Source organism: Sphingomonas sp. jy18, assembly GCF_056931895.1.
The window spans coordinates 359,771-384,097 of record NZ_JBXPBT010000004.1 but is presented as its reverse complement, the minus strand read 5'-3'; the positions used below and the strand labels follow the sequence as shown (position 1 = coordinate 384,097).

The 24,327-nt window shown below is 66.2% G+C and carries 31 protein-coding genes; 20 read left to right on the top strand and 11 right to left on the bottom strand.

The features are described from left to right. The first annotated feature begins 1 nt into the window (after nucleotide 1). Complete coding sequence (gene gshB / locus AC0QC4_RS12645; RefSeq protein WP_483660258.1) at nucleotides 2-958, top strand: glutathione synthase; 957 nt, start codon at nucleotides 2-4, stop codon at nucleotides 956-958. A 42-nt stretch (nucleotides 959-1,000) separates the two neighbouring features. Then, the gene (locus AC0QC4_RS12640) at nucleotides 1,001-1,606 is read left to right on the top strand and encodes a DedA family protein (protein WP_483660257.1); all 606 of its coding nucleotides are present in this window, start codon (nucleotides 1,001-1,003) and stop codon (nucleotides 1,604-1,606) included. Here the strand turns inward: AC0QC4_RS12640 and AC0QC4_RS12635 are convergent. Next, nucleotides 1,578-1,976: a hypothetical protein gene (locus tag AC0QC4_RS12635; RefSeq protein WP_483660256.1), complete on the bottom strand. Its 399-nt coding sequence runs from the start codon at nucleotides 1,974-1,976 to the stop codon at nucleotides 1,578-1,580. The genes AC0QC4_RS12640 and AC0QC4_RS12635 overlap by 29 nt on opposite strands. Before the next feature lie 185 nt (nucleotides 1,977-2,161). On the opposite strand from AC0QC4_RS12635, the gene AC0QC4_RS12630 reads away from it, so the two are divergent. Beyond that, complete coding sequence (locus AC0QC4_RS12630) at nucleotides 2,162-2,605, top strand: PilZ domain-containing protein (protein WP_483660255.1); 444 nt, start codon at nucleotides 2,162-2,164, stop codon at nucleotides 2,603-2,605. A gap of 130 nt (nucleotides 2,606-2,735) precedes the next feature. On the opposite strand, the gene ctrA is transcribed toward AC0QC4_RS12630, so the two are convergent. Both ctrA and AC0QC4_RS12620 read right to left on the bottom strand, forming a co-directional pair. Continuing rightward, a complete protein-coding gene (gene ctrA / locus AC0QC4_RS12625; RefSeq protein ID WP_483660254.1) occupies nucleotides 2,736-3,443 on the bottom strand; it encodes a response regulator transcription factor CtrA in 708 nt (235 codons plus the stop codon). Between the two features lie 115 nt (nucleotides 3,444-3,558). Further along, a complete protein-coding gene (locus AC0QC4_RS12620; protein WP_483660253.1) occupies nucleotides 3,559-4,521 on the bottom strand; it encodes a LysR family transcriptional regulator in 963 nt (320 codons plus the stop codon). A 110-nt stretch (nucleotides 4,522-4,631) separates the two neighbouring features. Between AC0QC4_RS12620 and AC0QC4_RS12615 the strand changes: the two genes are divergently transcribed. From AC0QC4_RS12615 to AC0QC4_RS12585, 7 genes are all read left to right on the top strand, one after another. Then, entirely contained in the window at nucleotides 4,632-5,327 is a 696-nt protein-coding gene (locus tag AC0QC4_RS12615) for a pirin family protein (protein ID WP_483660252.1), read from the top strand. 132 nt (nucleotides 5,328-5,459) lie between these two features. Beyond that, nucleotides 5,460-6,059 carry an NAD(P)H:quinone oxidoreductase gene (gene wrbA / locus AC0QC4_RS12610; protein WP_483660251.1) on the top strand — a complete coding sequence of 200 codons (600 nt, stop codon included), beginning with the start codon at nucleotides 5,460-5,462 and terminating at the stop codon, nucleotides 6,057-6,059. A gap of 5 nt (nucleotides 6,060-6,064) precedes the next feature. Next, nucleotides 6,065-6,874, top strand: coding sequence for a DODA-type extradiol aromatic ring-opening family dioxygenase (locus AC0QC4_RS12605; RefSeq protein ID WP_483660250.1), 810 nt, complete (start codon nucleotides 6,065-6,067; stop codon nucleotides 6,872-6,874). A gap of 26 nt (nucleotides 6,875-6,900) precedes the next feature. Then, nucleotides 6,901-7,575, top strand: a complete 675-nt coding sequence (locus AC0QC4_RS12600) for an RluA family pseudouridine synthase (protein WP_483660249.1) — start codon at nucleotides 6,901-6,903, stop codon at nucleotides 7,573-7,575. Nucleotides 7,576-7,581: 6 nt separating this feature from the next. After that, the gene (arfB, locus tag AC0QC4_RS12595) at nucleotides 7,582-8,007 is read left to right on the top strand and encodes an alternative ribosome rescue aminoacyl-tRNA hydrolase ArfB (RefSeq protein ID WP_483660248.1); all 426 of its coding nucleotides are present in this window, start codon (nucleotides 7,582-7,584) and stop codon (nucleotides 8,005-8,007) included. A 118-nt stretch (nucleotides 8,008-8,125) separates the two neighbouring features. Beyond that, nucleotides 8,126-8,617 (top strand): GAF domain-containing protein, encoded by a 492-nt coding sequence (locus AC0QC4_RS12590; protein WP_483660247.1) that lies wholly within the window; start codon nucleotides 8,126-8,128, stop codon nucleotides 8,615-8,617. Between the two features lie 136 nt (nucleotides 8,618-8,753). Beyond that, on the top strand, nucleotides 8,754-9,671 hold the full coding sequence (locus AC0QC4_RS12585) for a glycine zipper 2TM domain-containing protein (protein WP_483660246.1): 918 nt from the start codon (nucleotides 8,754-8,756) through the stop codon (nucleotides 9,669-9,671). A 25-nt stretch (nucleotides 9,672-9,696) separates the two neighbouring features. On the opposite strand, the gene AC0QC4_RS12580 is transcribed toward AC0QC4_RS12585, so the two are convergent. Continuing rightward, on the bottom strand, nucleotides 9,697-10,368 hold the full coding sequence (locus AC0QC4_RS12580; RefSeq protein ID WP_483660245.1) for a S24 family peptidase: 672 nt from the start codon (nucleotides 10,366-10,368) through the stop codon (nucleotides 9,697-9,699). A gap of 111 nt (nucleotides 10,369-10,479) precedes the next feature. On the opposite strand from AC0QC4_RS12580, the gene AC0QC4_RS12575 reads away from it, so the two are divergent. Beyond that, nucleotides 10,480-10,686: a hypothetical protein gene (locus AC0QC4_RS12575; RefSeq protein ID WP_483660244.1), complete on the top strand. Its 207-nt coding sequence runs from the start codon at nucleotides 10,480-10,482 to the stop codon at nucleotides 10,684-10,686. After that, nucleotides 10,686-11,006, top strand: coding sequence for a hypothetical protein (locus AC0QC4_RS12570; protein ID WP_483660243.1), 321 nt, complete (start codon nucleotides 10,686-10,688; stop codon nucleotides 11,004-11,006). The genes AC0QC4_RS12575 and AC0QC4_RS12570 overlap by 1 nt, the downstream gene beginning before the upstream one ends. 7 nt (nucleotides 11,007-11,013) lie before the next feature. Here AC0QC4_RS12570 and AC0QC4_RS12565 read toward each other — a convergent pair whose 3' ends face one another. After that, nucleotides 11,014-12,165, bottom strand: coding sequence for a hypothetical protein (locus AC0QC4_RS12565; protein ID WP_483660242.1), 1,152 nt, complete (start codon nucleotides 12,163-12,165; stop codon nucleotides 11,014-11,016). After that, a complete protein-coding gene (locus AC0QC4_RS12560) occupies nucleotides 12,162-13,421 on the bottom strand; it encodes a TIGR04063 family PEP-CTERM/XrtA system glycosyltransferase (protein WP_483660241.1) in 1,260 nt (419 codons plus the stop codon). Before AC0QC4_RS12560 ends, AC0QC4_RS12565 begins: the two co-directional genes overlap by 4 nt. A gap of 68 nt (nucleotides 13,422-13,489) precedes the next feature. Between AC0QC4_RS12560 and AC0QC4_RS12555 the strand changes: the two genes are divergently transcribed. The 8 genes from AC0QC4_RS12555 (at nucleotide 13,490) to AC0QC4_RS12520 (ending at nucleotide 19,851) form a co-directional block, all read left to right on the top strand. Continuing rightward, nucleotides 13,490-13,639, top strand: coding sequence for a hypothetical protein (locus tag AC0QC4_RS12555; protein ID WP_483660240.1), 150 nt, complete (start codon nucleotides 13,490-13,492; stop codon nucleotides 13,637-13,639). Nucleotides 13,640-13,651: 12 nt separating this feature from the next. Then, nucleotides 13,652-15,070 (top strand): putative O-glycosylation ligase, exosortase A system-associated, encoded by a 1,419-nt coding sequence (locus AC0QC4_RS12550; protein ID WP_483660239.1) that lies wholly within the window; start codon nucleotides 13,652-13,654, stop codon nucleotides 15,068-15,070. A 74-nt stretch (nucleotides 15,071-15,144) separates the two neighbouring features. After that, complete coding sequence (locus AC0QC4_RS12545; RefSeq protein WP_483660238.1) at nucleotides 15,145-16,311, top strand: mechanosensitive ion channel family protein; 1,167 nt, start codon at nucleotides 15,145-15,147, stop codon at nucleotides 16,309-16,311. Between the two features lie 128 nt (nucleotides 16,312-16,439). Continuing rightward, a complete protein-coding gene (locus AC0QC4_RS12540) occupies nucleotides 16,440-16,898 on the top strand; it encodes a MaoC family dehydratase (protein WP_483660237.1) in 459 nt (152 codons plus the stop codon). Nucleotides 16,899-16,911: 13 nt separating this feature from the next. After that, complete coding sequence (locus AC0QC4_RS12535) at nucleotides 16,912-17,475, top strand: carboxymuconolactone decarboxylase family protein (protein WP_483660236.1); 564 nt, start codon at nucleotides 16,912-16,914, stop codon at nucleotides 17,473-17,475. Further along, nucleotides 17,468-18,649, top strand: coding sequence for an acetyl-CoA C-acyltransferase (locus tag AC0QC4_RS12530; protein WP_483660235.1), 1,182 nt, complete (start codon nucleotides 17,468-17,470; stop codon nucleotides 18,647-18,649). The genes AC0QC4_RS12535 and AC0QC4_RS12530 overlap by 8 nt, the downstream gene beginning before the upstream one ends. Then, the gene (locus AC0QC4_RS12525; RefSeq protein WP_483660234.1) at nucleotides 18,649-19,236 is read left to right on the top strand and encodes a carboxymuconolactone decarboxylase family protein; all 588 of its coding nucleotides are present in this window, start codon (nucleotides 18,649-18,651) and stop codon (nucleotides 19,234-19,236) included. The genes AC0QC4_RS12530 and AC0QC4_RS12525 overlap by 1 nt, the downstream gene beginning before the upstream one ends. Before the next feature lie 141 nt (nucleotides 19,237-19,377). Further along, the gene (locus AC0QC4_RS12520) at nucleotides 19,378-19,851 is read left to right on the top strand and encodes a pyridoxamine 5'-phosphate oxidase family protein (protein WP_483660233.1); all 474 of its coding nucleotides are present in this window, start codon (nucleotides 19,378-19,380) and stop codon (nucleotides 19,849-19,851) included. Nucleotides 19,852-20,057: 206 nt separating this feature from the next. Here AC0QC4_RS12520 and AC0QC4_RS12515 read toward each other — a convergent pair whose 3' ends face one another. The 5 genes from AC0QC4_RS12515 to AC0QC4_RS12495 all read right to left on the bottom strand — a co-directional run bounded on the left by AC0QC4_RS12515 (nucleotide 20,058) and on the right by AC0QC4_RS12495 (nucleotide 24,166). Next, nucleotides 20,058-21,182: an OmpA family protein gene (locus tag AC0QC4_RS12515; RefSeq protein WP_483660232.1), complete on the bottom strand. Its 1,125-nt coding sequence runs from the start codon at nucleotides 21,180-21,182 to the stop codon at nucleotides 20,058-20,060. Nucleotides 21,183-21,331: 149 nt separating this feature from the next. After that, nucleotides 21,332-21,646 carry a DUF2793 domain-containing protein gene (locus AC0QC4_RS12510; RefSeq protein ID WP_483660231.1) on the bottom strand — a complete coding sequence of 105 codons (315 nt, stop codon included), beginning with the start codon at nucleotides 21,644-21,646 and terminating at the stop codon, nucleotides 21,332-21,334. A 38-nt stretch (nucleotides 21,647-21,684) separates the two neighbouring features. Further along, nucleotides 21,685-21,990, bottom strand: coding sequence for a hypothetical protein (locus AC0QC4_RS12505; protein ID WP_483660230.1), 306 nt, complete (start codon nucleotides 21,988-21,990; stop codon nucleotides 21,685-21,687). A gap of 48 nt (nucleotides 21,991-22,038) precedes the next feature. Next, nucleotides 22,039-23,532, bottom strand: coding sequence for a DNA-packaging protein (locus AC0QC4_RS12500; RefSeq protein WP_483660229.1), 1,494 nt, complete (start codon nucleotides 23,530-23,532; stop codon nucleotides 22,039-22,041). After that, nucleotides 23,510-24,166 (bottom strand): hypothetical protein, encoded by a 657-nt coding sequence (locus AC0QC4_RS12495; protein ID WP_483660228.1) that lies wholly within the window; start codon nucleotides 24,164-24,166, stop codon nucleotides 23,510-23,512. Before AC0QC4_RS12495 ends, AC0QC4_RS12500 begins: the two co-directional genes overlap by 23 nt. Nucleotides 24,167-24,327: the final 161 nt, after the last annotated feature.

Genomic DNA, 24,327 nt, shown 5'->3' with positions numbered 1-24,327 from the left:
GATGACACTCTCCGTCGCTTTCCAGATGGACCCGATGGAGGGGCTGAACATTGCTGGCGATTCGAGTTTCGCATTGATGCTCGGCGCGCAGGCGCGTGGGCATCGCGTCTATCACTATACCGCGCCCGACCTGACCTGGGAGGATGGGCGGCTGTATGCGATGGCAACCCCGGTCATCGTCCGGCGCGAGCCGGGCAACCATTTTACGGCAGCCGAGCCCGTACTGCTCGATCTGGGCCGCGACACCGATGTCGTGTGGATGCGGCAGGACCCGCCGTTCGACCTTTCCTACATCACCGCGACCCACCTGCTCGAACGCATCCGGGGCGAAACACTGGTCGTCAACGATCCGGAAAGCGTGCGCAACGCGCCGGAAAAGCTGTTCGTGCTGGATTATGCGCGCTTCATGCCGCCGACGATGATCACCCGCTCGCTCGGCGCGACTCGCAAGTTTCTGGAAAAGCATGGCGCGATCGTCATCAAGCCGCTGCATGGCAACGGGGGCAAGGCGATCTTCAAGGTCGGCAGCGATGGTGCGAACCTTTCGGCCTTGCTCGAGGTATTCAACGCCGCCTATGTCGAGCCGCACATGGTGCAGGCCTTCCTGCCGTCGGTGGCGCAGGGCGACAAGCGCATCGTTCTGGTCGACGGTGAGGTCGCCGGCGCAATCAACCGCCTGCCGGGTGAAGGCGAGATCCGGTCCAACCTCGCTGTCGGCGGTCGCGCCGAAGCGACCACGCTGACCGCGCGCGAGCAGGAAATCTGCGCAGCGCTCGGCCCCGAGCTGAAGCGGCGCGGCTTGCTGTTCGTGGGCATCGACGTGATCGGCGGGGAATGGCTGACCGAAATAAATGTGACATCGCCGACCGGTATCGTCGCAATCGACAGGTTCAACGGCACCGACACCGCCGGGCTGATCTGGGACGCCATCGACCGCCGTCTTGCCGATCGCCGCTGAGCCCGGCGCAACTTCCCCCAGACTGAACGGTTCTCCCCCGTCATGACCGAATGGATCCTCAACATCATCGCTGCCGGCGGCTATGTCGGCATCTTCTTCCTGATGGCGCTGGAAAACATCTTCCCGCCCATCCCGTCGGAGCTGATCATGGGTCTCGGCGGCATCAATGTCGCCAACGGCCGGATGGAATTCTGGCCGCTGCTCGTCGCCGGTTCGCTCGGTTCGACTGCGGGCAACTATGTCTGGTACATGATCGGGCGCAGCTTCGGCTATCAGCGACTCCGCCCGTTCGTCGATCGCTGGGGCCGCTGGCTGACGCTCGAATGGGAAGATGTCGAGCAGATGAACGCCTTCTTCCGCCGCCATGGCCACTGGGTGGTGTTCGCCGTGCGTTTTTCGCCGCTGCTGCGCACCCTGATCTCTCTGCCCGCCGGTCTTGCCCACATGGGCCGGGTCAAGTTTCTGCTATACACGCTGGCCGGGACGACGATCTGGAACATCATGCTGATCGGCGCAGGCTATTATCTCGGCACCAATTTCGACGAGCTGGAGCGCTACACGGGGCCAGTCGCCGTGCTGACCGGTCTCGTCATCATTCTGGTCTATGTATGGCGCGTCTTCACCTGGAAGCCGCGCGGGGGAGCGTGAGGCGGCTCGCCTCTTCTTCCAGCAGCATGGTCAGCCGTATCAGCGCGGCCTGGCGGGCTGCGTCGATCTGGGCGGGTGGCCATCCAAGCACGGCCGCACTGCCCGATGGGCCGAGCTGCTCGCAATACAGAAGCTGCAGAGTCATCGCCAAGGCAGGCTCCAGCTTGCCGATGGCTTGCGCGAGGAAACCGCGGGCCCTGTGGCTGAGATCGGTCATCGACCCGGGCCACGACCGCAAAAGCTCCGCCGCCAGAGTCTGCGCATCGACCGGATAGCGGCCGATCGCCAATCGCCGGCGGACGAGCGCGATACGGTCCGCACCGACCGGACCCACAGGCGGGTCGGCAAGCATCGATGGGTCGACCGGCATGCCGCCTGGCAGAGGCAATCCCGACATATGCATTTTCCCATGCAGTGAATGGCAATGCAGGGATTTACGGCAGCGGCGCGGAAAACTTGCGCCAGACAACGCGTCCCAAGCGACAGCAGGCCCTGCCAAGGTCCGGCTCATGAACGGATTTTTTACCCCCTGCGGGCAAATATGCTGCCATGGACATGAGCTGGAAACATCCTGCGCCGGCGGCCGAGAGCGAAACGCGCGAGCCGCGCGTCGCCAAACTCGTGGCAATCGAGCTGTCCAGCAGCCGGTATCAGCGGGTGAAGATCGTCGTCCGCAACCTTTCGCCGCACGGCATCGGGGCGCGCGCCGACATCGAGCTGCTGCCGTGCGAACATGTCACCATCCATCTGCCCAACGGGCAGGATGTTGGCGCGATCGTCCGGTGGGTGCGCAAGAACACGTTCGGCCTATCGCTCGACGAGCGGATTGCCCCCGAGCAGCTCCAGCGCAGTGCCGACGGGGCGGCCGCCATAGTGCCGCGCGATGCCGAGCTCAGCTTCCACCGCCTGCGCCACACCGCAAGCACCTCCCGCACCGGTTTCCAGCGCAGCCACCGCGACGAAGTGCTGCGCAGCAGCAGCTGGACCGAGAACGGCTGATTCCGTCTGCGCCGGCCGCACGACCGGACCCTCGCCCGCCTCTGCCACCATCTGAATTCCGGTTGCAAAAAAGCCGATCGGCAGGACCGACCGGCTTTTTGCTTGGTCTTGATGATGGCGGAAAGCCGGGTCAGGCGACCTCGCGGACAACCTCGCCATTCTCGTCGAGATCGCGCAGCACATAACCGCGGCCCCAGACGGTCTCGATATAATTCTCGCCTTCGCAAGCCAGGCTGAGCTTCTTGCGCAGCTTGCAGATGAACACGTCGATGATCTTGAGTTCAGGCTCGTCCATGCCGCCATAGAGGTGGTTGAGGAACATTTCCTTGGTGAGCGTCGTGCCCTTGCGCAAGCTCAAGAGCTCGAGCATCTGATATTCCTTGCCGGTGAGATGGACGCGGTTGCCATCCACTTCGACCGTCTTCGCATCCAGATTCACCGCCAGCTTGCCGGTACGGATGATCGATTGCGAATGACCCTTCGAACGGCGCACCACTGCCTGGATGCGGGCGACCAGTTCTTCGCGGTGGAAGGGCTTGGTGACATAATCGTCCGCGCCGAAGCCGAACGAGCGCACCTTGCTGTCCATTTCCGAAATGCCCGAAAGGATGAGCACCGGGGTCGAGACCTTGGCGGTGCGCAGCTTCTTGAGCACGTCATAGCCGTGCATGTCGGGCAGGTTCAGGTCGAGCAGGATGATGTCGTAATCATAGAGCTTACCCAGATCGAGGCCTTCCTCGCCCAGATCGGTGGTGTAGACGTTGAAGCCTTCGACGGTCAGCATCGTTTCGATGGCCTTCGCCGTCGTCGGTTCGTCTTCGATCAAGAGCACGCGCATGCGGCTGTTCCCCTTGGATTGTTTCACCCCGTTCGCCGACCTGTACGGCAACCCGACATGAACCATTAACCTTATCGGGTATGAAGCGAAAAGGTTAATTTTTTACAAAGGATGATTAACGTCGTGCGCTGACAGCATTTGTCGGCCGCACCGGCCCGCTCGACAGGTGCGCGCTGAGCAGCGGATCGGCGCGCAGGGTCTGCACCAGATGCCGGGCCAGCGCCTGCACACGGGCCGGCCGCAAGCGTGATGGCGGTGTCACCAGGCTCAGCGACATCGCCGCCGGATGCCAGTCCTCCATCACCTTGACCAGCCGGCCATCCAGCAGCGCTTCCCCGCAGATGAAAACCGGCAGCATGGCCATGGCCTCCCCCGCCAACAGCAGCGGCAGCATCAATTCCCCATTGTTGACGAACAAGGGGCCGGTCGGCGGGACGGCGATCGTTTCCCCGTCCGGTCCGGTCAGGCGTATCGGCGCGGCACGGTTGGCATGGCCATAGCCAAGCAGCCGGTGCTGCTGGAGATCGCGGGGATGGCGCGGATCGCCATGACGGGCGACATAGCCGGGGCTGGCGACCATTGCGGCGGGGATGGGCGCGATCGCCTGCGCGATCAGGCTGGAATCGGCAAGCCCGGCGATCCGCAGCGCCAGATCGATACCGTCGGCGACCAGATCGCACTGGGCATCGGACAGGATGCAATCGACAGTGACCGCCGGGTGTGCTGCCAGGAACGCCGCCAGCGGGCCACCGAGGCACGACAGGCCTAGGCTGAGTGGCGCAGTGATGCGGATCGGCCCGGCCAATTGGCCGGCATCGGCGCGCGCAGCTTCCTCCGCCTCCAGCCCGCCGGCGACGATGGCCCGGGCATGCACCGCAAGCCCTTCTCCGGCAGCGGTCAGGGTGACGCGCCGGGAGGTGCGATGGAACAAAGCCACACCCAACTGCGCTTCCAGCCGCGATACCGCCTTGGACACGGTGGGGACGGACAGGCCGCTGGCTTGCGCAGCGGCACGAAAACTGCCGCTGTCTGCCACGGCTGCGAATAGGGCCCAGCCTTCGTAATCCGGCAATGCCATCGATCTATCCCGCCACTTTCAGAAAGAATGTCTTTCTATCGTTTCTGTTTTCAAAGACAACCCGGTGCTCCAGATAGGTGTCAACCAAACAGCTCCCGATGGAGAACGACATGATCGAAGTCCGCCCCTTTTCCTCGCTCGGCAAGGCCAACCACGGCTGGCTCGACGCCAATCATCATTTCAGCTTTGCCGGCTATCATGATCCGGCGCGGATGCACTGGGGTGCACTGCGCGTGTGGAACGACGACACGATCGCGGCACAGAGCGGCTTCCCTCCGCATCCGCACCGCGACATGGAAATCATCACCTACGTCCGCAGCGGCGCGATCACCCACCGCGACAGCTTGGGCAATGTCGGCCGCACCGAAGCGGGCGACGTGCAGGTGATGAGCGCCGGTACCGGCGTGACGCACAGCGAATATAATCTGGAAAGCGAAACGACCACGCTGTTCCAGATCTGGATCATCCCCGATGCCGCCGGTGGGGCACCCAATTGGGGGCAGCGCCAGTTCCCCAAGGCCGACCGCAGCGGCGCCTTCGCCACGCTGGCGAGCGGCATCGCCGGAGACGATGCGCTGCCGATCCGCGCCGATGCCCGGGTGGCCGGTGCGACCGTCAAAGCCGGCGAGCGGGTCAGCTACACGCTCGGCGAAGGCCGGAATGCCTATCTGGTCCCCGCCACCGGCCGGGTGCGCATTGGCGACGTCGAGGCCAATGCCCGTGACGGCGTCGCCATCCGGGATGTGACCGAGATCGTCATCGAGGCGATCGAGGATGCCGAGCTGGTGCTGGTCGACAGCAAATAGATCGAAAGATTCCGCCTCCCCGCGAAGGCGGGCGCCCATCACCTGACGATGTCCATGGCAAGGTCAGGCGATGGATTCCCGCCTTCGCGCGAATGGCGGAGTTGAAATGCCCAACCCGAAAGGAATGCAATCATGAGCAAGGTTCTGGTTCTCTATTATTCGTCTTACGGCCACCTCGCGACCATGGCCGAAGCCATTGCCGATGGCGCCCGCGCCGCCGGGGCAGAGGTGACCATCCGGCGCGTGCCCGAAACCGTGCCGGCGGAAGTGGCCGCGGGCGCCGGCTTCCGCGCCGATGAACGCCACGCGGTCGCCACCACCGCCGAACTACCCGACTATGACGCGATCATCGTCGGCTCGCCGACCCGTTTCGGACGCATCGCCGGACAGATGGCCGCCTTCTGGGACGCCGCCGGAGGGTTGTGGGCAAAGGGCGCGCTCAACGGCAAGGTAGGCGCAGCCTTCACCAGCTCGGCAACCCAGCATGGCGGACAGGAAACCACGCTTTTCAGCCTTATCACCAACATGCTGCATTTCGGCATGACCATCGTCGGCCTCGACTATGGCTTTGCCGGGCAGATGGGCGTCGATGAGGTCAAGGGCGGCGCGCCCTATGGCGCCACCACCGTCGCCGATGGAGACGGCTCGCGCCAGCCCGGCGAAGCCGATCTCGCCGGTGCCCGCTACCTCGGCGAAAAGGTCGCCCGGACTGCAGCGAAACTGGCTGCCTGACCGGCATGGACCGGCTTCCCAGCCTGTTCGTATCGCACGGGTCGCCGATGATGGCGCTCGAACCCAGCCCGGCGCGGGATTTCCTCGCCGGGCTGGGCGCGCGCCTGCCCCGTCCGCGCGCGGTGCTGGTGGTGTCTGCGCACCATGACGCGGCGCACGAAGGCGGGCATGTCGCGATCACGGCGAGCGCCAGCCCGCCGACCATCCATGACTTCGGCGGCTTTCCGCCCGAGCTTTATGCGATGCGCTACCCCGCGCCCGGTGACCCGCCGCTGGCGGACCGCATCGCCGCCCTGCTCGATGCCGCCGGCATCGATGCCCGATTGGACCGGGCGCGCGGGCTAGACCATGGTGCTTGGGTGCCGCTGTCGCTGGTCTATCCCGATGCCGACATAGCGGTGGTGCAACTCACCATCTTTTCCGGCGAGTCACCCGAATGGCATCTTGCGCTGGGCCGGGCGATTGCGCCCTTGCACGACGAAGGCGTGCTGATCGTGGGATCGGGCAGCATCACCCACAATCTGCGGGCTTTCTTCACCACGCGCCCGCCGATCGATGCGCCCCCGCTGCCGTGGGTCAGCCAGTTCTGCGATTGGATGGCGGAGCGGATGGCGCGCGGCGCGGTCGACGACATTCTCCACACGGTCGACCGCGCGCCGCACGGTCGCGACAATCACCCGACCATGGACCATATCCTGCCGCTGTTCGTCGCAATGGGGGCTGGGACTGCAACTGATGGCCCGTTCAAGGCCAGTCGCCTCCACGCCAGTACCACCTATGCGGTGCTGGGCATGGATGTTTACGCTTTCGGCTGAGCCCCTGACTGGCCTATGGCGCTACGATGCTTGCAGACCATGTCCTTTACCTCGACAGCGAAGCGTTGATCGTCGACAAGCCGCAGGGCTTGCCGGTCGACCCGCCGCGCGACGGCAGCCTCAGTGTCGAAAATCATCTGCAGTCGCTGATGCTCGGCTATCGCGAATGGCCCCGCCCCGTGCATCGTCTCGATCGGGACACCTCCGGCTGCCTGATGCTCGGACGCAGCGAAAAGGCGCACAAGCGGCTGGGGCAGGCGTTCGAGGCGGGGCTGGTCGAAAAGCGCTATCTCGCAATCCTCGATGGCGTTCCCGCCGAGGAGTCGGGCATCGTCGAGATGCTGCTGGTCAAGACATCGACCAAGGAAGACGGCTGGCGGATCGTGCCGGCAGCCGCGGGGACGCGGGATGCCAAGGCATCGCGCACCCACTGGGACGTGATGGGAACGGCCGACGGGCGCGCACTGGTGGCGTTCCGCCCGGAAACCGGCCGCACCCATCAATTGCGCGTCCACGCCGCCAGCGGCATCGGCTTTCCGATCAGCGGCGATGCACAATATGGAAGCACGACGGCAACCACGATGATGCTGCATGCGTCGCATCTGCGGCTGGAACGCCCGGGCAAGGCACTGATCGAGGCACATGCGCCGATGCCGCAGCGGTTCAAGGCGCTGGGCTTCACGGACCCTGACGCGGATTGATGCACCATGCCCCTGATTGCCGTCACCCGCAGCATCAGCATCGATAGCGAAGAACTGGTCGAGAGTTTCACTCGCTCGACCGGGGCAGGCGGACAGCATGTCAACACCACCGACAGCGCGGTGCAATTGCGCTTCGACGTCGCGGCCAGCCCTGGCCTGCCCGATGCCGTCAAGCAGCGGCTGCAGGACCTCGCCGGGCGGCGGATGACCAGCGACGGCATCCTTGTCCTGCGCTCCGAGGGCTCACGCTCGCAGGCACTCAATCGCGCCGAGGTGCGCGAGCGCCTGTTCGAGCTCATCCGTGCCGCCACCATCGTCCCCAAGAAGCGCCGGCCGACCAAACCGAGCAAGGCGGCCAAGGCGCGGCGGGTGGATGCCAAGAAGGCGCGCAGCGGAATCAAGGCCGGGCGCGGGCGGGTAACGGCGGAATAGGGTAGGGATTGCGCCATTCCCGTAAAGGCCGGGCGCCATTTCCGGCCGGACGATATGGCAGCATGATCAGCTGGATTCCCGCCTTCGCAGGCATGACGAATTGGGATAATGGAACCGGATGTACAGCTTCGACTTTGCCGCCACCGACCCCGTCACCCTGTGGGACGATCTTGCCTCCGCCGCCGATGCCATCACCGCCGGAGAGGCCGACGCGGTTGCCAACATGGCCAATGTCGCAGCGCTGATCTGGCAGGCGGTGCCCGATCTCAACTGGGCTGGCTTTTACCGTTTCGACGGGACCGAACTGGTGCTCGGGCCGTTCCAGGGCAAGTCCGCCTGCATCCGCATCGCGCTCGACCGCGGCGTGTGCGGCGCGGCGGCGCGGACCCGCACCACCCAGCGCATCGAGGATGTCCACGCCTTCCCCGGCCATATCGCCTGTGACGCGGCCAGCCGATCCGAACTGGTCGTGCCGATGGTTGTCGGGGACCGGCTGATCGGGGTGCTCGATCTTGACAGCCCCTTGCCTGGCCGGTTCGCGGCAGATGACGCTGCGGGCGCCGACAAGCTGATCGGCCGGATTGCCGCGCGCCTCGCCGAACCGCGCTGACGACAGTTAACCGCTGACCCGTATCGGGACAGGCGCCGACCGGCGCGGGCAGTCGCATGTCCGCTGCATATTTGCTAACGCTGTGGAAACCATATCCGGTTGCCATTCGGTAACCATAGCTGGAAAGCCATCGCCCATGCGCACCTTGCTCCTAGTCGGTATCGCCGCAGTCGCCGCCATTTCGGCCGACGCGGCCAAGGCGAATCACGACGGCGGCCAGCACACCGAACGGCGCGTCATCGTGGTGAGCGGTGCGAGCAGCGGCGACGAAGCGGTTTACCGCAGCGGCGATGACCGGGTGCTTGCCGAAAGCGACTATCGCGGTCGCTGGCAGGGCGAATGGTCGGGCAGCTGGGAAGACGCCGAAGGGCGGCGCTACAACGGCACCTACGAAGGCGCCTACGACGCCGGTCGCGGCGCGCGCTACGATGCGCCGCCGCCCGAAGCCGAGCGTCGCGACGACCGGCGCTACCAGCGGGAAGAGCGGCGGGAAATTCGCCGTGACTATTCCGATGCCGATCTGGCGCGCCTGTGCCGCCGCGATGACGGTGTCGGTGGTGCCGCCATCGGCGCGGTGGTCGGCGGGGTTGCCGGCAACCGCATCGCCGGCCGCGGCAACCGCACCGAAGGCACGCTGCTCGGCGCCGCTGGTGGCGCCATTGCCGGCGCGATCATCGACCGTGCCGAGGATGGCCGCTGCCAGGATTATTGGCGGCGCACCGATTCGCGCGATGGCCGCCATGGCGATTACCGGCACGACCGCTATCGGCATGAAGACCGTCGCTATGATGGTTACGGCTATCGAGGCGGCTATGCTTATGAAGCCGGCAGCAGCTACGGCTACGAAAGCGGCTACTATCAGGATGGCGGTTATTATGGCGGCGGGGTGACCACCATCGTCATTCCTGGTGCCCCGATCATCATCGAGGAAACCGAGACCACCTACGAGACCTCGACGGTCGTGTCGACGGCACAGCGCGCCCGCACCGCACCGCGCCGCGTACATCGTCGTGCGCCCGCGCCGCGCCCGCGTCCGCGCTGCGTCTGCCGCTGATCCTTGGCGAGGCGGGTCGCTGCCGCTACAGGCGACGGCCCGCCCACACCACGCGCCCGACAATCGTGATGGCAGCGACCGGCACGTCCGCCTCGCGCGGATAGGCCGGGTTGTCGCTGATGATGGTGACCCGCCCGCGCACCGCGCTGGTCGCCAGGCGCTTGACCAGCAACAGCCCGTCGCGCCGCAGCACATAGATGCCGTCACGCAACCGGTCGGCAGCATCGGCGGCGTCGACCATGATGTCATCGCCATGGCCTAGCGTCGGAACCATCGAATCGCCTTCGACGCGGATGATCGAGAGTCGGTCGGGCTGCCGCGTGAGCTGCCGCAGCCAGCGTTCGTCGAACGCGATGATCGAGGCAACCGCCTCATCCTCGGCAAGGCCCCCTGCCCCCGCCGCGGCACCGACATCGAGCGAGGGGACGGCGCGCATGGTCGACGCAGGTGCCATGGTCGCGCGCCGCGCCGGGCCGCCGAGCAGATGTTCGTCGACCCGGAAATAGGCTGCGAGAATGCCGCGCTCCCGCTCGCCCAGCCGGCGCGGCGAACCGCGCTTGATATATTGCTGGATATAGGCGGCGTTGCGCCCGACCAGCCGCGACAGGCCGGCGTAATCCTCGCCACGCTCCCGGATCAGGCGATCGAGCAGCGCGCGTGGCCCTTCGTCAGGCGCAGCGGAAGCGGCGGATGTCATGACGGGACAATAGCAATAGGAAATTTCCTAGACAAGTAGGAGATTGACGAGCAATCACCGAGTCAACGGGCGACTCGGCGCCTCAACCCGATCGAGCCAAAGGAGATCGACATGCCCCCCGAACGACCGCTGTTGATGATCGTCGAACGCTTCCTGCGCGAAACCGGGATGCCGGCCAGCAAACTGGGGCGACGCGCGCTCAACGATCCGAGCTTTGTTACGGACCTCAGGCGCGGACGCACACCCGGGACTCCCCTGCGGTGCCGTGTGGAACATTTCATGAACACAGTCCGATCGAAACAACAGGAGGTGCGCTGATGAACAGCCTTTCCGTCCCCAATCGCCACACGGTCGCGCATCGGCTGATCGGGCAGATCCTCGCGTTGTGCGGCGACCGTGCGGAGTTGGCTGCGGCGCAGCAGCGCAGCTGGGCCAGCGCCACCTTCAGCGGATCGCGTCACATCGTCGAAATCCTCGCGCCGGTGACCGCAGCGGTGCAGGCAAGCGCGCTGCTGCCCGAATATGACTTCGACCTGCATGGAGAGATAGTCGCCGACTGCAGCGCGCAGGTCGACCGGGGCGCGCCCGGCGAAACCGCCGCGCTGCGCGTCGAGCTACTGACCATTGTCGCCGATTGAACGGCGATCAGGCCGAGGCGCGGTTCATCTTGCGCAGTGTGGCCAGCGCGGCGGCGAGCGCGGGATCGTGCGGAAAGGCCGGGTCGGCTGGCGCGACAGGTTCCGCAATGTCGGCGGGGGCGGGGGCGAGCATGCTCTCCCCGCTGTCCGCATCGACCGGCATTGCTGCGCTGCTGCCAGCCGCCGAGCGCCGCGCCCAGCCGGATTCGAGGCGGGCGATCAGCTCGTCAAGCCGGGCCGCAGACAGATCGAGCGGTGGCGGCGGAGCAGCGACGCGCGTCGTCCAGCGCGGCGGAACCGTGGTGGCGGGCAGATCATCCTCATCAACAACGGCTGGCTCGGCCGATGCGGCCGCCGGCGTTTCCTCGACAGACACAGGTTCGGCTGGTGCGGCCGGGCCGGGGGCAGGCTCGACCCACGAAGGTTCGACCGGATCGAAGCGACCGCTTTCCCAGTCGTCGAGCGTCGGGGCGGGTACATCGAAGGGAATATCCGCAACTGGGGCCGGTGCCGCCGGCCGGTCGTTCGCGGCAACGAAAGGTGCCCGTTCCTGTGGCCGGATGACTGGCTCTGCATCGAAGCGGACCGCCGATGCGACAAAGGCCGGCCGCTCGTCGACGAGCGGTTCCATCATCGGGGCGTCCTCGGCGAGCGGCAGGTCGAGCAGCAGTTCGTCCTCGTCCTCGTCATGGATCAGCGGGCGGGCGTCGATAGTGGTGCCGGAGTAATCCTGCGGAATGTCGCGGGCCGCCGAGAAAGGGCGGCGTGCCGGCGCGTCGGGGTGGCGGTCTGCAGCGCGCAGCGGCGGCGCATCCTCTTCATCGGCAGCGGTATCGCCGCGCAGCCGCGCGAGCAGGTCGGCAAGGCCGAAGGACGCTGCGGTAACGCCCAGCAGGCGTGCCGCCAGCAAGGCAAAGCCGCCAACGACCAGCCCGGCGACTGCGGCCGCGATCAGCTGCGCGGTGAGGCCCAACGGCGCACGCGCCGAAGGAATGACGAGATCGAGATAGAGCTGGAACGCCGCCGCCTCCAGCCACGCGCGCGGCAGCAGCGCGACGACGAGCGCCGTCAGCAACCCGGCCGCGACCGCCACACCGGATGCGCCGAATGGCACTGCCCAGCGCGGCGTTTCCCTCGTCACTCGATAGCGTTCGCTCATATCGTCCCAGTCTTGCGGACCGTGCGGCCGACGTCGGCCATCCTGTCCACTTGTCCATGCCGTGCCAGCAAGCGCTGGTAAACAGGCTCGTAACGGCGAATGTTTGACGACCAGTTACGCTCGCGCTCGACAAAATCGCGGGCGACGGCACGGCGATGGTCCCAATCGGCACGCTCGGCGAACATTCCGGCGATCGCCGTCGCGAGCGCCATCGGCGAATCGGGTGCGAACAGCGTGCCGGTCACCCCGTCCTCGATCAGCTCGCGATGGCCGCCGATGTCCGAGGCGGCCACCAGCTTGCGCTGCGCCATCGCCTCGAGCGGCTTGAGCGGGGTGACCAGCTCTGTCAGCCGCATAGCCTTGCGCGGATAGACCAGCACATCGATCAGGCTGTAATAGCGCTCGACCTCCTGGTGGGGGACGCGGCCGATGAAATGGATCGCGCCGCTGACCGGCGACGCCGCGGCCTGGGCGCGCAAGGCGGCATCCATCGGCCCGCCGCCGACCAGCAGCAATCGCAGCCTGGGATTCGCGCGCACCAGCTCGGGCATCGCCGCCAGCAGCACATCGAGCCCTTCATAATCGTAGAAGCTGCCGATGAACCCGATGACATCGGCATCGTCCATCCCCAGTTGTCCCGCCAGCGCCGTATCGCGCGGCGGCGGTTCACCGAACAGGTCGAGGTCGACGCCATTGGGGGATACCATGATCTTGGCGGGATCGATGCCGCGCGCCACCAAGTCGCGGCGCAAGCCATCGCAGATCACCGCCACCGCATCGGCACGCCGCACCGCCCGCGTCTCCAGCGCCCGGATCGCGCGATATTTGAGCGTGCCTTCGCGCCCGGTACCGTTGCCGACCGCCGCATCCTCCCAGAACGCGCGAATCTCGTAAATCAGCGGCAGCCGGTGGCGCCTGGCGACGCCATCCGCGGCGAGCGCAGTCAGCACCGGCGAATGGGCGTGCAGGATGTCAGGGCGGAAGCTGCGCACCACCGCGTCGATGCGCTGCGCCAGCGCACGAATCTCGCGCCATTCGCGCAGCGGGCTGGGGCCGTGCGCTTGGCCCGGCGTGCGGAAAAAGCGCAGGCCATCGACGATTTCCTCGTCCGGTCCGGGCAGCGGGTGGCGCTGGCTGCTGACGCCGGCAACCTCCCACCCCAGCGCCTGCTGCGCCTTGAGGATCGCGCGCGTGCGGAAGGTGTAACCGCTCTGCGCAGGCAGGCTGTGGTCGAGTATGTGCAGCACACGGGTCATGACTCGCTTGATTGGCAGGGAAAGTTTAAGCCGCCGTCAACCCCGTTCAGGCTAAGCGCCCTTTCCAGATGATCGACGCCTTCTCCATCTTCCTCACGCACACGCTGCTGCTGGTCGCCTTCTGGCGCCTGCGCAGCCGTGACGATCTCGATGATGAAGCCGCCCCCGGCCTCAAGCATGCCCCGCCCGGCTTCGGCTGGCAGGGCCGCCGCGACTGACGGCCGGGCCGCATGCGCGACGTCTTTTTCCTGCTGTTCCTGGTCGCCATCCTCGGGCTGGCGATCAAGCGGCCGTTCCTGTTCATCCTCACCTTTTGCTACGTCGACATCGTTGCGCCGCAACGGCTGAGCTATTCGTTGCTGGCGAGCGTGCCGCTTTCGCTGGTGGTGTTCAGTTGCGCCGTGCTGAGCTGGCTGGTGGCCGACAGCAAGAAGGGCATGCGCTTCGACCAGCTGCAGCTGGTGCTGGTCGCCCTGCTCGCCTATTGCGCGGTGACGACCCACTATGCCGACTTTCCGGTCGAAGCGCAGGAAAAATGGGAGTGGGTGTGGAAGGCGCTGGTCTGGTCGATCTTCCTGCCGCTCACCCTCACCACCCGCCTGCGCATCGAGGCGCTGGCGCTGACCATGGTGCTCGCCGCCGGCACGCTTGCCATCACCGGCGGCATCAAGACGGCTATGGGCGGATCGGGCTATGGCTCGCTGCAGTTGCTGCTCGACGACAACAGCGGTCTGTTCGAAGGATCGATCTTCTCGACCGTCGCCATCGCCATCATTCCGCTGATCCTGTGGCTGGCGCGCCACGGCACCATCTATCCGCCCAGTCGCTACGTCTGGGGCTTTGCACTGGCGCTGGTGTTTGCCTGCCTGCTTATTCCCGTCGGCACCCAGGCGCGCACCGGCCTGGTCTGTGCGGCGCTGCTTGCGGTGCTCGGCCTCAGGGACAGCAAGCATCGTATGGCCTATGTCGGGGGGGTGGCGGCGATCGGACTGATCGCGCTGCCGCTGGTGCCGGCGGCCTTTGCCGCGCGCATGGATACGATCACCAACTGGCAAAGCGACGAATCCGCCTCGACCCGCGTGGCCGTATGGCGCTGGACGTGGAATTACGCGCTGCACAATCCACTCGGCGGCGGCTTCGAAATGTACCGCGCCAACGAGCTGCAGGTGAACAAGGTGGTGGTCAGCGAGGCGGGCGGATCGACCAGTCGCGAGATCCTGCCCTACACCGACAGGGCCCGCGCCTTCCATAACAGCTATTTCGAGATGCTGGGGGAGCAGGGTTTCCCGGGGCTGGCACTATGGCTCTACCTGCAGATCGTCTGTCAGGTCCGCATGGAAAAGCTGCGCCGCCGCTATCGCAACACCTCGCCCGACAATGCCTGGGTGCGCCCGCTCGCAACCGCGCTGCAGGGCGGGCATATCGTCTATCTGCTCGGCGCGATGTTCGTCGGCATCGCCTTCCAGCCGTTCATCTACATGCTGCTGGCGATGCAGATGTCGCTGTGGACCTATCTGCGCCGGCGCGAGGCGGAGGCGAAATGGCGACCGATCGTCCACCAGCTCGGCGATGCGCCCGCAGGCCCGGCACCGCTGGCGGCGCGTAATCCGGAACTGGCTCCGGGCAGCATGTGGGGCGGCCGGGGATAGACGAACGGGAGCCGAATGCGGCATCAGGCGGTTATACCGCTGATATTCACCCCATAGGGAAACACCTGTTCGTCATGTCGCCACCCTCGCCTGCTGCCGCCCCGCCCGCAACGGCACGTCCGGTCGATCCCTTCGCCCAGCTTCAGGGCGACGTGACCTATGTCCAGAACTGGCTGGCGCTCCACTGGCTGGAGATAGTGCTCGCAGCAGGCGCCGGGCTGCTGCTCTACCTGGTGCTGCGCTACATCCGCCGTACCATCCGCAAGGCGGCGGCGCGTCAGCCCGAAACCGACAGCGTCTGGGCGACCACGCTGCGTGTGCTCGCCCGCACCCGCCATTTCTTCCTGATCATGGTGTCGCTGCGTCTGGTGGTCGGATTCGCCAACCCGCCAGACGTCATCTCCACTGTCGTGCGCTTCCTGTTCATCGTTGCCTTCGCCTTCCAGGCGGCGATCTGGACCCGCGAAGTGGTGATGGGCATCGTCCGCCATCGCGCGCGCAACGGCGGTCACGAGCTGCTGTCCAACGCCATGTCGCTGATCAACGTGCTGGTCAGCATCGCGCTGTTCGCGATCGCCAGCATCGTCGTGCTCGACAATCTCGGGGTCAATGTGACCGGTCTCGTCGCCGGTCTCGGCATCGGCGGCATCGCCATCGGCCTCGCGGCCAAGGGCATCTTCGAAGACCTGTTCGCCTCGCTGTCGATCATCTTCGACCGGCCGTTCCGGCGCGGCGAGACGATCGGCTTCGACGGGCGCTCCGCCACGGTCGAGCGCATCGGCCTCAAATCGACCCGCCTGCGCGCGCTCACCGGGGAGGAGCTGATCGTCTCCAACACCGCGCTGCTGGGCAAGGAGCTCGCCAATTTCGATCAGCTGCAACGCCGCCGGATGAGCCTGGTGCTCGGTGTCACCTACGAAACGCCGCTGGAGCGGCTGCGCCGCGTGCCCGACATCGCGCGCGAGCTGGTCGAGCGCGAAGGGCACAGCCTGGTTCGCTGCGGCATGACCGGCTTTGGCGCTTCGAGCATCGACTATGAGTTGCAGTTCGATGTGCACAGCCCGGACTATGCCGTCGCCTTCGAGGCACGCCACCGCATCGGCATGGCGCTGATCGAGCGGTTCGCCGCCGATGGCATCGCCTTCGCCTATCCCACTCAGGTGAGCTACGCGGCCGCTCCCGACGGCACGTTGGTCATGCCCTGGGCCCCGCCGGCGGGAGAGCAGGATTCCGGCAGATGACCAAACCGCAGATTTGATAATCGTCCCAGACCCTGCCAAGAGGCTGCCATTGCCAACGGACCGAATCCTGTTGAGGGGATTGCGCGGCCGCACTGGCAAAGGACAATTGGCAGGGAAGGGAACAGCCAATGGCAACCATCACAGCTCAGGACATGCAGGCCAAGGTCGGCGAAACGCTCGGCACGTCGGAATGGCTGCTGGTCGATCAGGAGATGATCAACAAGTTCGCCGACGCGACCGGCGATCACCAGTTCATCCACATCAACGAAGAGATGGCGAAGATGACGCCGTTCGGCGGCACCATTGCCCACGGGTTTCTCACCCTCTCGCTGTTTCCGGTGCTGATGGCCCAGTCGGATTGCCCGCGGGTCGAAGGCGTGAAGATGGGCGTCAACTATGGCGGCAACAAAGTCCGCTTCCTGACGCCGGTACGCTCGGGCAAGCGCGTTCGCGGCCACTTCAAGCTGCTCGATCTTGAGGAGAAGCGTCCCGGCCAGTGGCAGCAGACGCTCGAATTCAGCGTCGAGATCGAAGGCGAGGACAAGCCGGCGCTGATCGCGGAATGGATCAGCCAGTTCTTTGTCTGAAGCCGACCGACCGATGGCCCGTATCGAACCCCTCGCCCAGCCTTATCCGGAGGCTTTCGCCGCGCACATGAAAGTGCTGATGCGCGGGGCGGAGCCGTTGCGCCTGTTCACCACGCTCGCCAAGCATGATCGTGCCTGGAGCAAGTTCGGCGGCGGCTCGCTGCTCGACAAGCATAGCCCGCTGTCGATGCGCCAGCGCGAGATCGTCATCCTGCGCGTCACCGCGCGCAGCGGTTGCGAATATGAATGGGGTGTCCATGTCAGCGGCTTTGCCCGCCACGTCGGCCTCACGGACGATCAGGTCGCTGCAACCGTCCATGGCGCGGCAGACAATGGGCTATGGACCGACGATGAGCAGATCCTCATCGCCACGGTCGACGCCTTGCTCGACCACAAGCGGTTGAGCGACGTTGAATGGGCAAGTCTGCGTGCGCATGTCGATGAGGCGCAGGCTCTTGAAATCATCCAGTTGACCGCTTTCTATCATGGCGTGGCGCTGATCTGCGGCGCGCTCGATCTTCCACTCGAAGCCACTGCGGCCCGTTTTCCGGCTGCCAAGGAGTCAAATCATGCGTGACGCCGTCATTGTTTCCACAGCCCGCACCCCGCTCGTCAAGGCGGCGCGGGGCGCCTTCAACAACACCACCGGCGCGACGCTCGGTGCCTTCTCGATCCGGGCCGCAGTCGAGCGCGCCGGGCTCGAAGGTGGCGAGATCGACGATGTGATCATGGGCTGCGCTGTCCAGCAGGGGTCTACGGGAACCAACGTCGCCCGCCTCGCCGCGCTGCGCGCCGGCCTGCCCGTCACCGTCCCCGGCATGACCATCGATCGCCAGTGCTCGTCGGGTCTGATGACCATCGCCACGGCAGCCAAGCAGATCATCGTCGACAACATGGACATCTGCGTCGCCGGCGGCGTCGAGACCATTTCCAAGGGTGTCGGCAGCGGCAAGCTGTTCGTCGAGCCCGATCGCGAACTGCTCGAAATGCACCCGCACATCTACATGCCGATGATCGGCACCGCTGAGGTTGTTGCCAAGCGTTACAACATCAGCCGCGAAGCGCAGGACGAATATTCGCTGCAGTCGCAGCAGCGCACCGCCGCCGGCCAGGCAAGCGGCAAATTCGATGACGAGATCGTGCCCTGCACCGCTACCATGGCGGTCGTCGACAAAGAGACCAAGGAAGTCTCCTACAAGGAAGTCACCGCCACCCGCGACGACTGCAACCGCCCGGACACCACGCTCGAAGGGCTTGCCAGCCTGAAGCCGGTGATGGGGGAAGGCCATTGCATCACCGCCGGCAACGCCAGCCAGCTCAGCGACGGCTCGTCGTCGGCGGTGCTGATGGAAGCCAAGGTTGCCGAAAAGCGCGGCCTGACCCCGCTCGGCCGCTATGTCGGCATGGCCGTTGCCGGTACCGAGCCCGATGAAATGGGCATCGGCCCGGTCTTTGCCATTCCCAAGCTGCTCGAGCGCTTCAACCTCAAGATGGACGACATCGGGCTGTGGGAGCTCAATGAAGCGTTCGCCGTGCAGGTGCTCTATTGCCGCGACAAGCTCGGCATCCCCAACGAGCTGCTCAACGTCAACGGCGGCTCGATCTCGATCGGCCACCCCTTCGGCATGACCGGCGCGCGCTGCACCGGCCACGCGCTGATCGAGGGCAAGCGCCGCGGCGCCAAATATGTCGTGGTCACCATGTGCATCGGTGGCGGACAGGGCGCAGCGGGTCTGTTCGAAGTCCTCTGATGCGGCTGACCGCTCCGCGTATCGAGCCGGTCGGTCTCGACCGGCTCGATGCCGATCAGCAGGCTGCCCTCGATCCTTTCCTCTCCACTGGCGGGGGAAGGGTCGGCGGCGGCAGGATACTCAATATCTTCCGCACGCTCGCCCATGCGCCGAGCGCGCTGACCAGTTTCCTCGGCTGGGGAAACTATATCCTCTCCAAGCGCAACGCGCTCAGCCCGCGGGATCGCGAACTGGTCATCCTGCGCACCGGCTACAACTGCCGGTCAGGCTATGAATGGATGCAGCATCGCCGCATCGGGCTCGACTGCGGACTGAGCGAAGTCGAGATCGAACGCATCAAGCTCGGTCCGGATGCGCCCGAGTGGAGCAATCTCGATCGCGCCATGCTGCGCGCCACCGACGATCTTGTGCGCGATCATCATATTTCCGATGCCAACTGGGCTGCGCTCGTCGGCCTCGGTGACAAGGGGCGCATGGATCTGGTCTTCACCGTCGGCCAATATACCCAGGTGTCGATGATGCTGAACAGCTTCGGCGTCCAGTATGAGGATGGCGCGCCGGTCGATCCCGATCTGATCCGCCAGTAACGGATCAGGGCTCGCGCACGTCTCGAAGCGCGCGCCGCAACGGCCGCCCGTCGGCAGCGCCGGTGCTGCGGAGGATTCGACAGGCGAGGCAACCCTTCGCCCATCCGATCATTCTCCTGTCGTCCCCACAGGAGAGTTACGATGACCGACGATATCAAACATGATTTCTGGAAAAGCCTCGCCGCCAGCCCGTTCGTGATGGTCGGCCTCGAGGGCCAGCCGATGCACAACCTGCCAATGAACGCCCAGCTGGACAAGGACGCCCATGGCGCTTTCTGGTTCTTCACCGCGCGCGACAATCGCCTGGCACCGGGCGGTCCGGCGATGGTCCAGTTCGCCAGCAAGGGGCATGACCTGTTCGCCTGCGTCGCCGGCACGCTGAGCGAGGAACAAGATCGCGCCGTGCTCGACCGGCTGTGGAACAACAGCATCGAGGCCTGGTACGAAGGCGGCAAGAGCGACCCGAAGCTGCTGCTGCTGCGCTTCGATCTGGGCGACGCCGAGATCTGGACCGCTGACATGGGCATCAAGGGCCTGTTCAAGATGATGACCGGCATGACCATGAACGGCGACGAACTCGGCCGTCATGCCGAAGTCAGCCTCGCCAACGGCTGATCGAACGTCCCGGTCAGCAAACCGAAATCGGCCCGCCGTGTCACGCACGGCGGGCCGAATTTGTAGTGCTCAGTCCCTCTGGAGTATTTCGCTGGGCCCGCGCACGCGCGCCGGTCTCTTAGGCACTTGGCCACGCAATCGACGGACCAAAGAAAAAGGGCGGCGCCTTTCGGCACCGCCCTCAATCTTGTCAGTCGCGACGTCGCTTAGCGACCTGCACCCGGACCGTAGGTGATTTCCACACGACGGTTCTGGTCGTTGCGGACGCCATCCGGGGTCGGCACGAGGTTCTGCGTTTCGCCGAACGCGCGGGTGGTCATCGCACCAGCCGGGATACCGCGGGCCGCAAGATAGTTGCGGACGTTGGTCGCACGACGGTTCGACAGGCCCACGTTGTAGGTGGTCGCACCCGAACGGTCGGCGTGGCCGGCGATCATCACCGCAGCGTTGCCGCAGCTCGCGTAAGCCGACACGGCCGCGTTCAGGGTCTGGGCAGCATCGGCAGTGATGTTGTCCTTGTCCCAATCGAAGAACACGATGTGCGGACCGCTGTTGCACGGCGGCGGCGGAGGCGGCGGCGGCGGAGGCGGAGGCGGCGGGGGCGGAGGAGGCGGCGGCGGGGGCGGCGGCGGCGGGGGAGGCGGCGGAGCCGGCTCTTCGCCACCGAAGTTGTAGGTGAAGGTGCCCAGCAGCGAGTGCGAACGGAAGCGCGTGCTTATGTCGCGGCCGCGGATGTCGACCAGGTCGACATTGTCGGCGTTGAAGAAGCGATAGCGCAGGCCGACGTCGATGTTGTCGGTGATCGGCGCACGCACGCCGGCGATCGCCTGCCATGCGAAACCGGTGTCCGAATCATCGAGCCAAGCCGGGTTGGCGAAAACGTTTTCGACCGAAACGCGGGCAACACCGGCACCACCGCCGACATAACCCTGCAGGCCATCGTCCTCACCGAAGTCCAGCATGCCGTTCAGCATGAAGCTGAGCGCGCTCGCCTGACCATTGGTTGCGGTACGACCGAAGAACAGCGGGCCACCGGCACCGTCCGGAATGCCGCCAGCGGCAACCGTGATGCTCTCGGCATCGGCCTGACGGTAGCCGACTTCGACTTCCGCACGGAACCCACCGAAGTCATAGCCGACATAGCCGCCGAAATCATAACCATAATCCTGGTCGACGGTCGCAGCGTCGTTGTTGGCGCCGATATCGAGGCTCAGGTCCTCGACGATCATGACGCCGCCTTCGACTCCCACATACCATGCATCGTCAGCAGCCAGTGCGGGCGACGCGAGGGCAGTGGAAGCCAGTGCCATAGCTACGGCAAGCTTCCTCATTGGATAATCCCCTTCTCAAGTGAACGGTAAGAACGCTCGCTCAAAGCCTTACTCGGACAAAGGTTGCCGTGCAAGCCGGGTTTTTCGCGACTGTTGCCTTTGCGCAACACTAGTTGCGGCACCAAACTACTGTTTCTACAAGCTTGTCGTCACCCGCTCAAAAGACCTGCCGCCACCAGTGCCGCAATCACCGCGGCGAGTTGCGTGCGGCACTCAGAATCGATCACGCTGCCCCCGCTCGGCGCCGCCACGCTTGCCGGAGCGGTCCAGCCGTCGGCGGTCTGCCGCCACGTCCGCAGCCCGCTGCGCTCGGTCACCTGTGCCCCCGTCGGCAGCGCCACGAATCGCCAGCCGGCCCCGCTCCACCAGGCCAGGCTGCCGTCCTCGCCGCTCCACGCGCCCCCCGCAGCAGCACCGACGATCCACTGCTGCCCAGCGATCGGCTCGGTCGGCGGTACGGTCACCCCGACCGCTTCGACCAGCGGCGCAATACAGCCGTCGATCAGCGCCAGCGCCTGCCATGCAGCAGCAGATGCAGAGCCACCGTCTCCAGCAACGCCTGCCCGCCAGAGCGCGCGGTGACGAGCGCCACCGCTGCATCGCTCTCGCCGACCAACGGAGCCTCCACCAGACCCTGGCACACCAGCTTTACCGCCCGCTGCGCCAGCGGATTGACCTCATAGGCACTGCGCACCCGCTCGGCATAACTCACCGGCACCCGCTCCTCTTGCGGCCACCCTGTTACCCACCCGCGCGCCAGCACCGGCCGGGCCCCACGGCCCCAGCCCTTCCATCCGAATATGTTCATGAAGCACCATCCCAGCACCTCTCCCCTTGCGGGAGAGGAGTTAAGCCCTCACACCATCCGCACGCGCGGCCCCGTAGCCTCAGCCACCCGCATCAGCTCCGCCAGCGCCCACACGCACGCGTCCGCCCGGTCGGGGGAACGCCCCGGCCCCGCATAACCGCCGCCCGCCTGCATCCCGCACAATTGATCTTCCAGCGCCGCAAACACCCCGGCATGCGCCACCCGGCCACGCGCATAGGCCAGCGCCACCGGCTCGGCCCGCGCAGACTTGCCCACCGACGCGAACCGCAACTCCACCGGCAGAAACCGCCGCTCGGCTTCCAGCACGCGGCGCACCATCTCGCCGCCCTGGTTGGCTTCGGCGACGATGCGATCCGCACCCCATCGCATCGCCGCCTCGGCCACCGCCCGCGCCCAGCGCTCCGGCGAAGCCCGCTCGACACTGGCATCCGCCAGCACGACAAATTCGAAACCCTCGGGTTCAGGACAGGAAAGCACGCCCGCCACGACAATCCCGCACGCATCCCCGGTGCTGGACGCCGGCGGATCGACCCCGATCACCACCCGAGACAAGGCCAGGCCGTCTGCATTCACCTCATCCCTCCCCCCTTGAGGGGGAGGATAGCGAAGGTTGTCAGCTTGCTGACTAGCGACGCTTGGAGAGGGGGGCGGTACAGCACGAACGCTCGCCATCCTGCACCGCTCGATCATCCCGCGCGTCCACAACGCGCCAGGCACATCGGCAATCAGCTCACCGCCCAGTTCCTGCCGCCCCAGCGCCGTCTCACCATAAATTGCCTGCATCGCCTCAATGAACGAACCCGAAAGGTTATCCGCATTGTCCGCGCTCGCCCCGCGGCTCAGCGCCAGCCCGTCCATCGCCAGGATGCTGTGCAGCACCGGCACGTTGCGCGGCGTCGTCGTCGCCACCACGCGCGGCGCCGGGCCCAGCCGCAGCCCCAGCAGCAGATTGTCCCACGCCCGTTGTCCGCGCGTCCGCGCCGCCGGCCCGTCGCCCCGGGCGCCGCCGCCCGCGTCCCAGCGCGCCACCTCGTCGGCCCATGCCAGATGATGTGCCGGCCCGCGCAATGTTTCGGCCTCGGCCGCCGAATAGCAGATCGCCATCGCCCCGCCCGGCCATATCAGCCGCCTCAGCGACGGGTTCCAGATCGGCGCCGGGCGGGTCCGGGCGCAGGACAGCAAGCCGCTCTCCCCTTCGATCATCACCTGCCGCACATCGTCGATGGTCGCTCCGACCAGCGCGATGCGGCTGCGCGGCCGCGCCCTGGCTTCGGCGTCGATCCACTCGGCCGCGGCCCGCGTCTTGCCGAACCCGCGCCCGGCCATGATCAGCCACACCCGCCAGTCGCCCTCGGGCGGCGTCTGCGCCTTGCGCGCCGCGCTGGTCCAGCGTGACGCCATATGCGCCCAGTTGGCCTCGCCAAGCCGCTCGCGCACCGCGGTCACTTCCTCCGGATGGTCCGCCTCCCAGAGCGCGCGGTGGCTGGCGCGCCGCCGCTCACTCGCCGTCAGCCGGGTCATCCGCCATCTCCCTGATTCGCCGCAGCATGATGCGCTCCGCGGCATCGATCTGGATTTCGCGCTCCAGCGCCTCGGCCTCGGCGCGGTCCTCGGCATCGGACAGCGCCGCCCGCCCCGCCGCCTGCACCAGCGTGCGCAGCGCCGAATCCGCCACCTGCCGCGTGCGCCGCACATGCCGCACGCCGTCGGCATCGGTGCGGGTCGACACTTCGTCGATCGCACCGAACCGGCCCTGATGCGCCACCAGCATCTTCAGATCGGCAATCGCATCGGCCAGCGCCTTCTCCCACCCCCGGGCGAAGGCCGCATCGCGCCGTCGATGCTGGTACGCGGTCTCCGAGGTGATCCCCGCCGCCGCCGCAGCCGCTCTGACATTGCTGGTCTCGGACAGCACCGTCAGGAAGCGCGCCTTGCGCTTCGCAGTGAAGCTGTTGCTGCGCGCCTGCTCCAGCCGGATGATCTTTTCGGCCCCCTGCCCCCCGCCGATCAGGATCAGCGGCCGCCGCCGGTTCCGCCGCCTGCCCGCCCTCACCTTGCCCGTTCCCGTATTGCCCTTCCCGCCCGCACGCGCCGGTGCCGGGCGGGCACCATCGGCAGAAACAAACCGTCCCTTCGCGTCCCGCTGCTGTGCCATGCCGGCCTCCATTGTCCGCCCAGTCCGCCACCCGCGCACAAAAAAGGCGCGCTCCCCGACTGAGGGGGACCGCGCCGCTGCGGCGACTCGCATTTTTCGACTATGGACAGATAGTGCCATAACAGCGTGACGCTGTCAAGATATTTGTGCCTATCTGGTTA